The 16,748-nt window shown below is 42.2% G+C and carries 10 protein-coding genes; all 10 read right to left on the minus strand.

The window, feature by feature from the left end; translation table 11 throughout:
* Positions 1 to 125 precede the first annotated feature (125 nt).
* The 10 genes from AC3WJJ_RS05520 to adhE all read right to left on the minus strand — a co-directional run bounded on the left by AC3WJJ_RS05520 (position 126) and on the right by adhE (position 16,701).
* A complete protein-coding gene (locus AC3WJJ_RS05520; protein ID WP_492538675.1) occupies positions 126 to 2,918 on the minus strand; it encodes a stalk domain-containing protein in 2,793 nt (930 codons plus the stop codon).
* Between the two features lie 173 nt (positions 2,919 to 3,091).
* On the minus strand, positions 3,092 to 4,711 hold the full coding sequence (gene nagZ / locus AC3WJJ_RS05525; protein WP_492538677.1) for a beta-N-acetylhexosaminidase: 1,620 nt from the start codon (positions 4,709 to 4,711) through the stop codon (positions 3,092 to 3,094).
* Positions 4,712 to 4,758: 47 nt separating this feature from the next.
* Positions 4,759 to 5,547 (minus strand): response regulator transcription factor, encoded by a 789-nt coding sequence (locus AC3WJJ_RS05530; RefSeq protein ID WP_492538680.1) that lies wholly within the window; start codon positions 5,545 to 5,547, stop codon positions 4,759 to 4,761.
* Entirely contained in the window at positions 5,525 to 7,375 is a 1,851-nt protein-coding gene (locus AC3WJJ_RS05535; protein ID WP_492538682.1) for a cache domain-containing sensor histidine kinase, read from the minus strand. The genes AC3WJJ_RS05530 and AC3WJJ_RS05535 overlap by 23 nt, the downstream gene beginning before the upstream one ends.
* Before the next feature lie 25 nt (positions 7,376 to 7,400).
* Positions 7,401 to 8,228, minus strand: a complete 828-nt coding sequence (locus tag AC3WJJ_RS05540) for a carbohydrate ABC transporter permease (RefSeq protein WP_422660678.1) — start codon at positions 8,226 to 8,228, stop codon at positions 7,401 to 7,403.
* Positions 8,228 to 9,112 carry a carbohydrate ABC transporter permease gene (locus AC3WJJ_RS05545; RefSeq protein WP_492538684.1) on the minus strand — a complete coding sequence of 295 codons (885 nt, stop codon included), beginning with the start codon at positions 9,110 to 9,112 and terminating at the stop codon, positions 8,228 to 8,230. The genes AC3WJJ_RS05540 and AC3WJJ_RS05545 overlap by 1 nt, the downstream gene beginning before the upstream one ends.
* A 90-nt stretch (positions 9,113 to 9,202) precedes the next feature.
* Positions 9,203 to 10,564 (minus strand): ABC transporter substrate-binding protein, encoded by a 1,362-nt coding sequence (locus tag AC3WJJ_RS05550; protein WP_422660676.1) that lies wholly within the window; start codon positions 10,562 to 10,564, stop codon positions 9,203 to 9,205.
* A 181-nt stretch (positions 10,565 to 10,745) separates the two neighbouring features.
* Entirely contained in the window at positions 10,746 to 11,483 is a 738-nt protein-coding gene (gene pflA / locus AC3WJJ_RS05555) for a pyruvate formate-lyase-activating protein (protein ID WP_492538687.1), read from the minus strand.
* A gap of 67 nt (positions 11,484 to 11,550) precedes the next feature.
* Positions 11,551 to 13,812, minus strand: coding sequence for a formate C-acetyltransferase (pflB, locus tag AC3WJJ_RS05560; protein WP_492538689.1), 2,262 nt, complete (start codon positions 13,810 to 13,812; stop codon positions 11,551 to 11,553).
* Between the two features lie 276 nt (positions 13,813 to 14,088).
* Positions 14,089 to 16,701, minus strand: coding sequence for a bifunctional acetaldehyde-CoA/alcohol dehydrogenase (adhE, locus tag AC3WJJ_RS05565; RefSeq protein ID WP_492538691.1), 2,613 nt, complete (start codon positions 16,699 to 16,701; stop codon positions 14,089 to 14,091).
* Positions 16,702 to 16,748: the final 47 nt, after the last annotated feature.

Genomic DNA, 16,748 nt, shown 5'->3' on the forward strand with positions numbered 1-16,748 from the left:
CCTAGTCAACGAGACAAGTCTAAGGTAGACATCGCCCGAATTCAAAATCATCTCAAAGGAACTGATCAATAGACATAAAAAACCCCAAGTTCCTCTTAATCGGACACTTGGGGCCAGGTTTAACCTTAATTCGATTTCAATTCTGGCAAAGGCGTGAATAGGAAGTTGATTGGTAAGCTGCTACCAGGTGCAGCTGTAAACGTAATTTCTACAGACTGCTCATAGGTGCCCGTACGATATAGAATACTTGCCTCGTTAGGCGCAGAAGACGCAGCGGAGTTAGGTGCACCTACGATATTTCCATTGACCATAACAACACCCATGTATTTACCTCCACGGGGATTAAATGAAATCAATGTATTAGGAGCTACTCGATTCAACTTAATGCGATAGACAACACCAAAGTTACCCGCATTAGAGGTCTGATAACCTGTTATGCCGTCATGACCAACTAGATTCGGATCACTTACCTTATCACCAATTGCAAGACGAGAAGGCGTGTTACCAATTAGTTCATTCGATTCAATAATACGTGTAGCATCCGAATAAGTACCCCGGTTATGGACTCCGTCACTCGGATGTAGTCTTAAGAAAGGAAGCTTTTGAATAGGGTCTTTGTTCTCTTCAATCATGACAATATTATAACGAACAGGTGAATCCGTATAAAGATCTGCGAACATCGAAATTACTTGTTCATTCTTCATCGGGGTCGCACTCAGTTCCTGTAAAATGACTCTGCTCTCACCTGGTTTTAGGTAGATCGACTGATAATCCTTACCGGACTGCATGGATTCTAAGTATCTCTGTACAGATGCCTTACCCGTCGCTGTAGGAATATTAATTGGACCGCCAAATCCTACATATTGTGTCGTTAACAAGGCGTTGGTGTCATTAATATTAGTCGCAACGACATACATTTTCATCCGTTTACCTGTAGCATTCAAATGATGGATCATAAATCTAGTTGATCCGATACCTGTTTCGCGATATACGATTCCTTCAGTGTATACCGTTTCTGGACTATTACTACGGATGAGCGTGGTAGGTTCAGAAGTTCTTGAATAAGGAAACTCCTCCATCGACGGAACCTTAGAGCCGTCAAAGATGTATTTTTCACCGATTTTTGAGAATAGCTGACTGAATTCTTCACGTGTGTATAACGTTTCAGATGTAATGATAAGCGTCTTCTCATAATAGTTCGTAGCACCATGTTTATCGGTTACAGTCAATCCAACTTTTACGGGTCCAGGTGTAAAAAATGCTTCAGCATTATTATCCCAATCCCATTTTACAATCGCATTCTCGTCATCCGTACTTTGATCGGTATAGGTGATTCTCTCACCCATCTTATACTCATCTTTATCCGTGATAAACATAGCAACCGGCGGTTCGTTAGGAGCTAATACCTCGATGGTTACCGAATATGGATCACTCCACTCACCACTTGAGTCCTGAACGGAATATGTAATCGTCCGCACACCAGGCTCTGCAAAAATTTCCTCTCTACCTTCCCACTTCTCATCAATAATTGGGAGGCCGGATGGAGAGTAAGGACTTGTCTTATACCTCACCTTTGTCTGTCCTGCAAAAATCTCATCATTCTCGATAGTGAAGGAAGCAACTGGCTTAGTACTCAAAGAAAGAATAATCCGTTTATTCGTCTGATCCACTTTATATGGGATATCTAGGGCTTGTGTAATTGAGGTCAGCGGTACCATAAATACATTGTTGGACTGATAAGCTGCACCTTTCATCGTAGTTTTCACACCATTCACGGTATACACTTTGCTATCCGTCTTAAAACGTAATGTATCTGCCCCACGAGTAATTACTGTTTCTTTCGTGGAACTGTCATAGGCCAGTTTCAGCCCAACACGCTCAACTAGTGAACGAATGGCCACATAGGATACACCATTCTTCACAGCCATCGGCTGTCCTGCAATATAAAGCTTTCCATTGTGGTACATTTTATCGCTGTTCATCATAAGGATGAGACCTGGTTCATTCGGGATAGGCGGCTCAGGTTCTACTACTCCACCACCGTTTCCACTTCCGCTGGTTATAGAAGAAAGGTCTAGAATGATCTTCTTCTCGGGCTGATTTACTTTATAAGGTATACCTAATGCTTGTGTAATTGAAGTGAGAGGCACCATAAATGTATTCTTGTATTGATATGAAGGCCCCTTCATTTGCCGTGACTCTCCATTAACCTTATAAATACTGCTATCCGTTTTAAAACGAAGCTCATTGCCGTCTTTAATAATAATAGTTTCTTTCGTAGAATTATCATATGTAAGTTTCAGACCAGCCCGCTCAACCATAGCTCGAATCGAAATATATGATACCCCACTCTTGACAGCCATTGGCTGAGCCGCCTTATAGTATTTGCCATTGTGGTACATATCGGCACTATTCATGAGTAGTACAAGCTCATTACTGGACACAGCTAACGTATTCGTTTCCTGTTTATCCGTATTTTTAGATTCATTCTCATCCTGACCCTTTAGGTCCTCTGATTTCTCGCTATCTTCTTTATCCTCTTCTACTTCACCGACTACCGGTTCATCTTGCTGATTCGGTTCTTGTTCCAATTGCTCTTGTTGTTCAACTTCTTCTTGTTTGTTATCCTTGTCATTCATTTCATTATTATTGATGTTATCTGATGAAGTATCTTCAACGGCTTCCGACGGGTTATTTGGTGTCAATGGTGACTTAGTCGCATGGCTTGAGGCATCTGCCTCTTGTGATTGCAACTTTAGAGATTGCTGTTGTTCTAATTGTCCGCTGTTCGTCGCCTCGGATTGAACCATATCTTGACCGGGTACGATGACAGCAGAAGACTGCGCACTCACAGGCACAACAGATAATATCTGTGCCATGACAAGTACAGTGATGATGGACATTCTCTTAAGTTTCATTTCTGCTCCTTCAACTCCTGTGTGATTTTGATTCTCTCTATCTAAACATCATAGTATTAGACGCCCACTTCCGGTAAAAGTTGCTATATTTCTTCCAAAAAAGAAAAAGCCGGGAGATTTCCCTCTGTTGACAGGGCTCCCGACTCTATAAATCTATGAATTATTTCAACAATCTACGCTTTCGAACCTGATTCCTGAACATCATTCAAACTTACCGGAAGTTTCCCTTCCGGTATCACTTCTCCATACAATACTCCTGAGAGTGCATCCATATAAAATGGTGTGTTCTCATAACAACATAGATATGTAGGGACCTGAGAAATCTCATTCAAATCATAAGGATTACGTGTTGAAGCAACAATCAATTTCACTGATCCAAGCTGCATTAGTTTCTCGACCAACTTACGTTGACCTGAAGAAAGCTTGCTCTCAGAAGTATAAGTCGCTACGACAACCTGCTTATAATGTTTCGCTTCTTGGACAGCCGCCTCAACTTCCTCATCCGTCAAGTCAGTACCGATGCGGATTTCCTCTACCTTACCTTGGTTAGCAGCTATTGCGTCACCTAACGTATAGGAACGACTCCAAGCTTCATCTACCTCGGTCGCTTTTAATAACTCCGGCCAGTATACAAGTGTCGACACTTCACGGTCTAAAGGTAGCTGCTGCTCATCTCGTACAAGCGTAATTCCTTTAGCTGCAATTTCAGACAATAATGCTTCAGCACTACTGCTTATTTCTGCAATATCAACAGCTGGTAAGTTCGCTGCCTTCTCTGCATTTCGCATCTTAAGAGAGAGAATCCGTTCAACAGAGGAATCAATACGCTCTTCCGTTATACGTCCATTCTTGACAGCTTCAACAACTGCTTTGATTGCTGATTCTTGTAGTTCCAATCTATGACTGACAAGCACACAATCTGCACCTGCCTCAATTGAACGAACAGCGCCTTCTGGTATTCCGAACTCTTTAGCTATCGCATGCATCTCTAGACAGTCCGTAATAATTAGGCCATCGAAGCCTAGCTCTTCACGGAGCAGTCCCGTTAATACAGCATACGACAACGTAGCTGGAATAGGATCTGGTTCAATTGCCGGGAAGCTAACATGTGCAGTCATAATGGCATCTACGTTACCTGCTATAGCTTCTTTGAATGGATATAACTCCACTTGTTCAAGTCTAGTACGATCATGAGGCACAGAAGCTAGACCTAGATGGGAGTCTACACTTGTATCTCCGTGACCTGGAAAATGCTTAGCCGTCGCGGAAACACCCTCTTCCTGATAACCCTTAATTGCAGCTACACCATGAGCAGCAACCGTTTTGGGATCTTCTCCAAAGGATCGAACGCCTATTACTGGATTTAATGGATTGTTGTTTACATCGATACAAGGAGCAAAATTCATATTAACACCAAGAGCTCTAAGTTCCTTAGCTCCAATCTTTCCAACCTCGTAAGTATAATCCGTGCTTCCTGCCGCCCCTAGTGCCATATTGCCTGGAATTCGGTTGATCCCTTCATGATCAATTCTTGCAACCATACCACCTTCTTGGTCGATAGAAACGATAAGTGGCGGCTCACCGCTAGAAGCAGCTAGTTGCTGGAGGGATGAAGACAGCTCAGATAATTGCGAGAGTTTCTGTACGTTTCTGCGGAAGTATACGATACCACCTACATGATGCTCCTGGATCAATTTTTTAGCATGCTCATCAGGTGTTAGTGCATTAAATCCACAAATAAACATCTGACCGATCTTTTGTTCTAGGGTTAAATCTGAGACCTTCCAATTCATAACATAAAAACCTACCTTCTTCATTAATAATTGATACAAACAACATCTTACAACGCAGTAGAGCTGCCGCATACTTCTCTGAACTCGGATGGCGTCATTCCGGTAGCCTTCTGAAACACTTTTGTGAAATAGCGCCGTTCATGATAACCGACAAATGCACCTATCTGTGCGATATTTTTATCGCTGTTCGTTAGAAGAAACTTGGCTGCTTCCATACGCTGCTTCGTTAGGTACTCAACAAAAGTGATACCCACATGGTTCTTAAACAGTAGACAGAAGTAACTGGAGCTAATTCCAAGATAGTCTGAGAGTTCCTCGATCCCCAAATCCGAACCCAGATGTGTATTGATATAATCAAGGGCGGACATCATCAATTGCTCTGGTGGCTTCTTGACTGAATCAGGATCTGGATCACTATCGATTAGAGAAACCGAAGTGAAATATTTCTCTTTCACCTGCTTCTTCCGGATCTCTTCACCGATCTCACGAATTCGATCTTGTAATTCAAAATAATTAATCGGCTTGCTAATGTAATCCTTAACTCGTAACTTGATTGCTTCACGAGCATATTCAAACTCTTGATAACCCGTGAGCAAAAATATTTCTGCTGTGCTTCCTTTTTCTCTTAGTTTCATGATAAACGTTAATCCATCCATCACCGGCATACGTATATCGCATAAAACCAAATCAGGATCATGCTCTTCTGCAATGACAAGAGCTTCCATCCCGCTTCGAGCAAGCCCAACCACTTCCATGCCCATATCCTTCCAAGGGATGACCTTGTTAAGATTATTAAGAATAGGGGCCTCATCATCAACCAATAATACCTTTAGCACGTTGCCCTTCCCCCCCATCATAATTGGGTATCACACAATGTATCACTGTACCTCCAGGCTGGCTTGAGCATATAAATAACCCATATCCATCACCATATTGAATTCGAATTCGATCGGCGACACTACGAATACCAAGCCCCCGTCTTTCCTGATTCAACTTTAAGTCCTTTCCATCCATAAGAGGCGATTCTTTATCTTCAGGCATCATGTATTCAAAGACCGACAGTTGCTTAGAAGACATCCCCAGACCATTATCCTCAACACGAACAATCAGATTCCCACGTTCGCTCCATGCTTTGATCAAGAGTTTCCCTGTGTAATCAATGCCTTCAAAGCCGTGCTGAATGCTATTCTCGACAAGCGGTTGCAGAGTAAGCTTCATGATTCGGCACGACAACAACTCTTTGGGCACATCAATCTCATAATCAAACACATCTTCGAAACGGAACTTCTGGATCTCCAAGTAACTTCTTAAATACTTCAATTCTTCTTCAAGTGTAATTTCTTCTTTATCCTGAATACTAATTCGTAAAATACTAGCTAAACGATATACCATCTCGCTGACTTTACGTCCCTCATTTTGAACAGCAAGAACATTGATAGATTCTAGCGTATTAAAAAGGAAATGTGGCTTAATCTGAGCTTGCAACAACCGCATATGCGCTTCTGTTTTCAATCGCTGCTCATTACGAATCTGGTCGAATAATCGATTGATGCGATTCATCAGATCGTTAAATCCTTTTGATAAGAGGAGGAGCTCGTCCTCACCCTTTTCCTCAACCCTAGCACTCAGGTCCCCATCTTCCACACGACGCATAAAACGAACAATGACTGCGATCGTTCCTGTAATTCGGTTCATAAAAAATTTATTAAATGCAATTGCCGTAATCAAGCAAAGACCTAGAATGACAATAAACCACTTTGCAAAGGAGGTTACCTCTTGGGACAACGAATCCCATTTCGTTACGGAGACGACGCTCCAGGGATATCCTTCAAGCCTATGGATAGAAACAACACTCTCTTCTCCATTGAATTGAGACTTAAAGCTCTGATATTCGGATTGATAATCGATATCATGCTTCATGAACGTGTTCATGTTCTTTCCGTCATTTTGCTCTCTTGGATCAAAAAGAATCAGACCCTCATCATTCACAAGTAAGAACGATGTGTCCTGCAGATTATTCGGAATCGTCAAATTACGGAAAATCCGTTCGAATTCAAGTCGCTTAATCTGCACAACGAGAATCCCTTCTTTACGAAAAGTCTCCATGTTCTTCACGAGTCGAATTTGTGTAAATACCGGCTCCATTCCACTGAGTTCAGGATATTCATGCGGTGCGATCCACTTTGGAACCCCGTTAAGTTTAATGACTTCCTCGTAGAGATGACTCTCTTTGAACTCTGAAAATGGAAGGGCACCGAAATCCTCCTTCGTAAATAACGGCACATGACTCGACTCTCTATTCATATTGTATAGAAATGCAAAGCTGATGGCTGGATGGTTATATAGAAGATTACGAAAATTCCGCTGACTCGCATTCAACGTTAGTTGTTCCGAGTTCGTAATAAAGTCTTGAGAATCAGGATCATCGGCTTTTAGCGCAGTTGTAAAAACCGATGATGCGATACCACTATCCGTTACATTCTCCATCTCATCAAATACATTTAAGATACTGTAACTGATCGCTTTTAAGGAGTATTCGGCTTGCTGACTGTATTTCTTCTCTATTGAGTTATACGTGACAAAGAAGGTGAACAAACCCAATACAAGTAAAGGAATGATGATTAGTCCCAAAAATGCTGTAAACAACTTGTTCCTCAGGTTCATACACAATCCCCTAATTCATTGTAAATTAACCTTTCACACTGCCTGCTGTTACCCCTTCAATGATCTTCTCTTGAAGAATCGCATATATAATTAGGACAGGCAGTACACTAAATACAATTCCGGCAGACATCTGCGCGTAATTCGTATTGTACGCATCCCTAAATCCGACCATGCCGACAGGAAGTGTTCTTAGTTCTTCGTTCGATAAGAAATAGTTAGCTAACAAGAACTCGTTCCAGTTACCTAGGAAGTTAATAATAAAAACCGTTACGATGGCTGGCACTGTCAATGGGAGAATAATTCTCATAAATAAGCCACCCGATCGTAATCCATCAATTACAGCCGCTTCCTCAATCTCACCAGGCAATGAACGCATGAAGGCGGCAAGAATGATTACGGAGAACGGGATAGCATTCGCAACATAAGGCAGGATCAGTGCCATATGTGTATTAAGGATATCTAGTTTTTTCATTATACCGTAAATTGGTAGTAAGAGGGAGTTATTCGGAATCAACATACCGATTAATATGAGCTGAAATATAATCGCGCTGATTCGGTTATATCTCATTCGAGTTACTGCAAAAGCTAGCATTGCCGCAAACAGAATGGATAAACACGCAGATAAGATACCAATATACAAACTATTAAAGAAATAAGTGCTAATCTTGGCATTCACCCAAGCATTTACATAGTTATCAAATACGAATGTATTCGGAAGTCCGAAGGGATTCGTTGCTATCGCTTGATTATCCACTTTCACGGAAGAGAATAACACGAAGAGAAAAGGATATAAAATGACGAGCATGTAAGCTAATAAAAAGATGTGTGGGATAGACTTTTTCAATGCTCTCATCAGTATTCAATCCTTTCGTTACGTCTTGCAATCAGCAACTGATAAACTACCGTTATTATCATGGTAAATGCAAAGATTAGAACAGCAATTGTATTTCCGAATCCATGCTGGAAGCTTGTAATAGCATATCGAATCATGTAGGTTGCCATTACATCGGTTGAACCAAAAGGACCACCTTTGGTCATAACGAGAACAATGTCTGCAGCTTTCATCGCTCCAGCGATAGATAACATAATGACAACGGATATAATCGGCATAATTAGAGGAAGTGTAATTTTGATTGCTCTCTGAAATCCGGTCGCACCGTCAATCGCGGCTGCCTCATCTAATTCCTTAGGTATCGAAATAATCGCGGCAAGCACCATAACGATATAAAATCCGGTCCACTGCCATGCGTTAGTTATCAAAATCGAGATCATAGCCCATTTCTTCTCAGACAGCCAGTAGATCGGCTCGACTCCAAACAAACCCACGATTTCATTCATTAAACCGAAGTCTGGATTATAAATGAAGCCCCACAAAATACCGATTACAGCGGTGGACATGATAGATGGAGCAAATACAGCCGTTTTATAAAGACCTTTAAGTTTCTTAACATTTGCAATAAGTAATGAGAAGAAAATAATAATAGGAACCTGGATAAAACATGAAAATAGAATGAAATACAAATTATTTCTAACGGATTTCCAAAAAGCAATATCATCAAATGCTCGCGTGTAATTGTCAAAACCAATGTACTTAACGTCTTTAGATATCCCATTCCAGCTCGTAAAACTGTTATCGATCGCTGTATAAATAGGATAGATGAAAAAGGCCAAGAACAAGATGAATGCCGGCAGAACAAACAGAATATAAATCAGAGGATTTCTTAGCGCTTTATTCATGGTAACCTCCGTAGTTTCATGTCTTATACTTAGCGGAAAGGGCACCCCCAGTCTAGCGGGTGCGCCCTCTCCCTAACTATTCTTCCTTAATTACTCTTCAGATGAATTGGCTGCATCTTGTGCAGATTGTACATCTTGGAGCATCTTCTCAGCATCGATTTCGCCGCCGATCACCTGCTGAATTCCAAGGCTCAGTGCCGTATTCACACTTGCTTGAACCAATGCATCAAACGCAGGGAAAGATTTGTCGATTTCGCTTACTGCTTTGAAAATATCCTGCATGATTGCCTCATCAGACGTAGAGTTCATTGTCGCTACATCCATCTTCATCGCTGGCAATACGCCATCTTCTTTCAGACCACGAAGCTGCATTTCATCCGTCCACATGTTCTTGATGAATTCTTTTACAGCAGCCATCTTTCTAGGGTCATCCTGAATAGAAGCTGAGAAGCCATAACCATTGTTCGCATCTTGCATGACAACTACCGGATCACCTTCATTTACAGGAGGCAGGTTAAAGAATCCAATCTTTCCTACCATATCACCAGCTTGTTTCGGATCTCTGAATACGCTGTTAGCCCAAGAACCATCCATCATCATGACTGCTTCGCCGGAAATGATCTGGTTTCTCATATCTGCATATTCGAACCCAAGTTCACCCTTTTTGTAATACCCTTTTTCAACCCACTCTTGATGCTTCTTCACGCCTTCTACCACTTTAGGATCCGTCCACTTCGTCTCACCAGTCTTAAATCCGTAAGTAATTTCTGGTCCAGCATAGTAAGCCCATAAATTGTTTGTTGTCATTAACGGAATCCAAGCATCTTTAGAGGACTGTGCAAATGGAATTTTACCATCAGCTTTAACGGTCTCAGCAATCTTCTCTAGATCAGCAAGTGTTTTAGGAACCGTTAGACCTTTTTGGTCAAAATACTCTTTATTGTAGAAGATCCCTTCAATGGAACCGCCAATTGGCAATCCGTATACTTTACCCTCGCGTGTAAATGGATCCAAAGTTGTAAATTTATCTTTAATACCAAGCTCCTCGATGATCGGTGTAATATCCAGCATCAAGCCTTCTTTCGCATACACACCAGCATCAGGGCTACCAAACACATCAAAAATCTCAGGTGGTTTACCGGAAGCCATCTCGCCTCTCAGCTTCTCTTTACGATTCACTTCCGAATCTACAGCATCCAGATTCAGTTTCAATCCGGGTACTGCTTCTTCTGTCTTCTTCACGACATCTTGAAGTAAAGCCAGTCTGAATTTCTTAGCATCGCCAACTTGTGTGTGTCGAATTGTCATTTCAAACGGTTCGGTACTTGCTGCAGGCGGAGTATCTGTTCCTTTAGCTGGTTCTTCACTTGTCTTGTTACTACCGCAACCGGACACAAAAGCTGAAGTAACCAAAAGCAGCGACATCATCAGTGCTAGGCTTTTTTTCTTCATGATTATTTGACCCTCCTAAAAAATGTTTGTGTTTATATATTCATTATAGAAAGCGGTTTCAAGTTACGATAGAACTATATTTTTCTTACATAGGGATAAAATCTTCTAATAAAACAATAATACCCTTGCCTGAATAGGCAAGGGTATGTGTAACATGACCAAGTATGATTAAATACGAATCCTATACCGATAGAACTTCCGTTCTACCCTTCTCAATTAACTCATAAGCCCGTGCAACCTCTGCTTCGGTTGGCGTAGGCACTCCATCCAGAGGATATGCTTTTCCTAAAGCTTCCCACTTATATATTCCCATCTGATGATAAGGAAGGATCTCGAACTTCTCTACCCCATTCAGAGTTGCAATGAAACGCCCAAGCTCAAGCAAATCCTCTTCTTGATCATGGATACCTGGAACAAATACATGTCTAATCCACATCTTACGACCATTATCGGAAAGCCAGCGTGCCATCTTCAAAGTTCGTTCATTCGACTTTCCTGTCAGTTTAATGTGCTTCTCATCATTAATATGCTTCAGATCCAATAATACCAAGTCCGTATTCTCAAGCAATTCACGGATTTTCTCCGGTTCATTATAACCGTTACTATCAAGTGTAGTATGAAGATTCCAACGACGCTTAACTTCCTTAAACAACTGTGTAACAAAAGGATATTGTAGGGTTGGCTCTCCACCCGAAACCGTGAGACCACCACCCGAAGAACGGTAATACTGAAGATATGGCTCTATTTCAGCAAGCGCCTCTTCAACTTCCATCTCCTGTCCTTCATTCAATGCCCAAGTATCCGGGTTATGACAATACTGGCACTTGAGCAAGCAGCCTTGCATAAAGAGTACAAAGCGGATACCCGGACCGTCCACCGTACCAAACGTTTCTATGGAATGCACATGACCTTTTATCATATGATGTCATCCTTTCCGTATCCGCTCTGTGACAAGCCAAGAATTGTTAATACATTACCCGTCCTTATTACATCGAACCATGGAATGTACGGTTGATAACATCTAGCTGCTGTTCGCGGGTCAATTTAATGAAGTTTACTGCATAACCAGATACACGGATTGTCAGTTGAGGATAGTTCTCTGGGTGCTCCATAGCATCAATTAATTGCTCACGATCAAATACGTTTACATTAAGGTGATGCGCATTGCTACCGAAGTATCCATCCATCATAGCTACCAAGTTCTTCTCACGGATATCTTTCTCTTTACCAAGTGCTTTCGGCACAATGGAGAATGTATTCGAAATACCGTCCAAGCTGTGTTCATAAGGTAACTTAGCTACAGAACTCAAGGAAGCAAGTGCACCTTTTTTGTCGCGTCCATGCATTGGGTTCGCACCTGGAGCAAATGGTTCTCCTGCTTTACGTCCATCTGGAGTAGTACCTGTCTTCTTACCGTATACAACGTTCGAAGTAATGGTGAGTACAGATTGTGTTGGCAAAGCATCACGGTAAGCTTTATGTTTACGGATCATGCTCATGAAGGTCTCAACCAATTCTACCGCAATACTGTCTACACGATCATCGTTGTTACCGTAGCAAGGGAAATCTCCCTCAATTTCGAAATCAACAGCGATACCTTCCTCATTACGGATCGGTTTCACTTTTGCGTGTTTGATTGCACTCAGTGAGTCTGCTGCAACGGACAGGCCAGCGATACCACATGCCATTGTACGAAGAATATCGCGGTCATGCAGAGCCATTTCAATCCGCTCATAAGAATATTTATCATGCATATAGTGAATTACGTTAAGTGTATTCATGTATAACTTCGCAAGCCATTCCATCATCGGCTTAAAGCGTTTCATGACTTCATCATAAGTCAGGTACTCCGAAGTGATAGCAGGGAATTCAGGTCCTACTTGTGCACCAGATTTCTCATCACGCCCACCATTGATAGCATACAGAAGGGCTTTAGCTAAATTCGCACGAGCTCCGAAGAACTGCATTTGTTTACCGATACGCATAGCGGATACGCAGCAAGCAATACCATAGTCATCGCCGTAGATCGGACGCATCAGATCATCGTTCTCGTATTGAATCGAGCTTGTCTCGATGGATACTTTTGCACAGAATTTCTTGAATCCTTCAGGCAACTTTTCAGACCAAAGCACAGTCAGGTTTGGTTCTGGGGCAGGTCCAAGGTTGTAAAGGGTGTGCAAGAATCGGAAGCTGTTCTTCGTAACGCGTGTCTCACCATTCACTGACATACCGCCAATGGATTCTGTTACCCAAGTAGGGTCACCACTGAACAAATCGTTGTAATCTGGGGTACGCAAGAATTTAACGATACGAAGTTTCATGACAAAGTGGTCAACCAGTTCCTGTGCTGTTTCTTCAGTCAGTGTACCTTCAGCCAAATCACGCTGAATGTAAATGTCCAAGAACGAGGATACACGTCCAAGGGACATTGCTGCACCGTTCTGTTCTTTAATGGCAGCCAGGTAACCAAAATACAACCACTGGAATGCTTCTTTAGCCGTTGTTGCCGGCTTGGAAATATCAAAGCCATGCATTTCCGCCATTTGCTTCAATTCTTTCAGTGCGCGGATTTGCTCTGACAGCTCTTCGCGAAGACGGATCACTGGCTCATCGATCACATCAACTTCAAGGCTGCTTAGTTCTTTCAATTTATCTTTAATGAGGAAGTCAATACCGTATAGTGAGATCCGGCGATAGTCACCGATAATACGTCCACGTCCGTATGCATCTGGAAGTCCAGTGATGATACCTGCTCTTCGTGCTGCACGCATCTCAGGAGTGTAGGCATCAAATACACCTTGGTTATGCGTTTTACGAATATTTGTGAACATATCCACGATGCTAGCTGGAAGTTCAAAACCATAGGCGTTACAAGCATCAATCATCATTTTAATTCCGCCAAACGGCTGAATCGAACGTTTAAATGGCTCATCGGTTTGTACACCAACGATTTGTTCCTTATCTTTATCCAAATAGCCTGGTTTGTGCGACACAATCGTAGAAGGTGTGTTTACATCCACATCCAATACGCCGCCCGCTTCACGCTCTTTTTTGGTCAGATCGGATACAATGTCCCATAATGCTGTGGTATTCGCTGTAGGTCCAACCAAGAAGTCATCAACACCGTAATATGGCTCAATATTCAAAGCAATAAAGTCATTTACGTCTACTGCTTTTGCCCACTTACCTGTTTTGAACCCTCTCCAACCGGACTGAACGTCTTTAATTTCTTTCTCAATCACCGACATCTCTGATCCCTCCAATTTATGTTCTGTTGTTGAGGCATGAGCTTATGGAATATCTTCTCATGTCCAACATCCCAGATCAATAAATGTGACGCTTTTCACAATGTTGGGCACTATCCCCTGTTTGATTGCGAACTTGAAACTGTAAGAATTATCATCTGAGATTGTTTTTACACTTTTATTGTAGTCCTGTTCAATATATACATCTGTGACTAATATCACAAGGTTGGTGATATTAGTCACGTTGTGTTAAGGGCTGTTTGTTAGTTGTCGTTTTTGTTAGAAACGTCCATAGAATGCATTGCGATAAACATCAGCCAGCTCAGTTACAAGTGGCAGCTTTGGATTCGCAGTCGTACATTGGTCTTCAAACGCACGATCAGCCAAGTACTCTACCCGATTTTCGAAGTCCACTGGATCAATGCCAAGCTGTTGGAACGATTCTTCAATACCCAGCTTCTTGTTCAACTCACGAATGGCGTTAATCAAGCTGTTAACCCCTTCTTCCGTTGTACGAGCTGGTAATCCGAGAATGCGTGCGATCTCAGCATATCTTTCATCCGCAACGAAGTGAGTATATTTAGGCCAAGCAGCAAATTTCGTAGGCTTCTTAGCATTGTAACGAATAACGTGTGGCATTAGAATCGCATTGGTACGTCCGTGAGCCGTATGGTACTGCCCGCCCCATTTATGAGCCAAGCTGTGGTTGATACCAAGGAATGCGTTCGCAAAGGCCATACCTGCCAAAGTAGAAGCATTATGCATTTTCTCACGAGCCAACTTGTCGCCTGTCAGGGCCGACTGTTCAAGGTACTGGAATACGAGTTGAATTGCTTTGATTGCAAGACCATCGGTATAGTCGTTTGCCATAACCGATACATAAGCTTCGATCGCGTGTGTCAGAACGTCCATACCCGTGTCGGCAACAGCGGTTTTTGGCAAACTGTATACAAACTCCGGATCGATAATCGCTACATCAGGTGTCAACTCATAGTCTGCCAAAGGATACTTCGTATTTCCAAGCACTTTATCAGTAATAACTGCGAACGAGGTTACTTCCGATCCTGTACCAGATGTTGTTGGAATCGCAACAAACTTCGCTTTTTGACCGAGACGAGGGTATTTGTAAATCCGTTTACGGATGTCCATGAATTTCTGTTTTAAGTTATTGAAATCTGTATCTGGATATTCATAGAACAACCACATCGCTTTAGCAGCATCCATCGGCGATCCCCCACCAAGCGCGATAATGCAGTCAGGTTGGAATCTCTTCATCATCTCAGCACCACGTTCAACCGTTGTTGTCGATGGATCTGGCTCTACTTCAGAGAATACTTCAATGGCAACAGGAATCTGACGCTGACGCAGATAATGTTCAACTCTCTCCACATATCCGAGTTTCACCATCATTGGGTCCGTAATAATCGCTACCCGAGTAATGTCTGGCATTTTAGCAAGATACTGTGTTGATCCTTTTTCAAAATAGATTTTATTCGGCACTTTGAACCACTGCATATTCACCGTACGATGATTCACCCTTTTCACGTTAATGAGATTGACAGCACTTACGTTCGAAGATGTTGCATTGCGTCCATACGACCCACAACCGAGTGTAAGCGATGGAAGGTTAGTATTATAGATATCACCAATTCCGCCTTGCGAAGATGGCTGATTCACAAGAACACGGCAAGTTTGCATACGATCCGAGAATTTTTGAATAATATCTTCATTGTTCGAATGGATTACCGAAGAGTGACCCATACCACCAAAAGCAACGACTTCAGCAGCACGTTCTATTCCTTGCTCTGCACTCTTTACTTTGTAGCAAGCTAGAATTGGGCTAAGCTTCTCAGCCGACAGTGGGAACTTCGGTCCTACACCTTCAATCTCAGCAACAAGAATTTTCGTTCCTTCCGGTACTTCAATACCGCATGCTTCAGCGATCTTCGTTGCTGGTTGACCTACGATTGCCGGATTTACGGCACATTTATCTGCTACGATAGCACCCGCGGTTAGCTTAGCAGCTTCCTCTTTATTCACGAAGTAGCAACCACTAGCAATCATCTTTTTCTTCACTTGTTCAAAAATAGTTTCTTCTATAATAACAGCCTGTTCCGATGCACAGATCATACCGTTGTCAAAAGTTTTCGAGAGGATAAGGTCATTAACGGCTTGATCAAGATTGGCAGACTTTTCGATAAAGCATGGCACGTTACCAGGTCCAACACCAAGCGCTGGTTTACCACAGCTGTATGCTGCCTTAACCATTGCAGATCCACCAGTAGCCAGGATGCATGCAACATCAGGGTGGTTCATTAGTGTATTGGTTTTATCCATGGATGGAGCATCGATCCATTGAATACAATCTTCTGGTGCACCGTGCTTCACCGCTGCTTCTAGCAATATCTTGGCTGTTTCTCGGCTGCACTGTTGTGCGGATGGATGGAACCCGAAGATAATTGGATTTTTCGTCTTAATGGATATGAGCGCTTTAAAGATGGTGGTTGAAGTTGGGTTCGTTACTGGTGTAATCCCCATAATGATCCCAACAGGTTCAGCAATTTTCTGATAGTTACCGTATGGATTATCTTCAATTACGCCAACGGTTTTATCGTATTTAATGCTGTTGTGGATGTATTCAGTAGCGAACATATTCTTGATGATTTTGTCTTCATAGACACCTCGCCCTGTTTCTTGCACTGCCAATTTAGCTAAATGCATGTGTTTCTCCAGACCTGCAAGTGCCATTGCTTGAACAATCCCATCAATCTGCTCTTGGTTCAGAGCTTTAAACTGTTCACTTGCGCGTTTCGCTTTGTCAATTAAACCCTGAATATACTCACCTGCTGTTTGCTCTTTTACCTGAGTAACTCCATTGTTCTTGATAGCCATTCCCCTCATCCTCCTGTAAAAAAATGTTTATTATCTCTCTACACCTT

It is taken from the genome of Paenibacillus sp. FW507-14B1B (assembly GCF_058781425.1).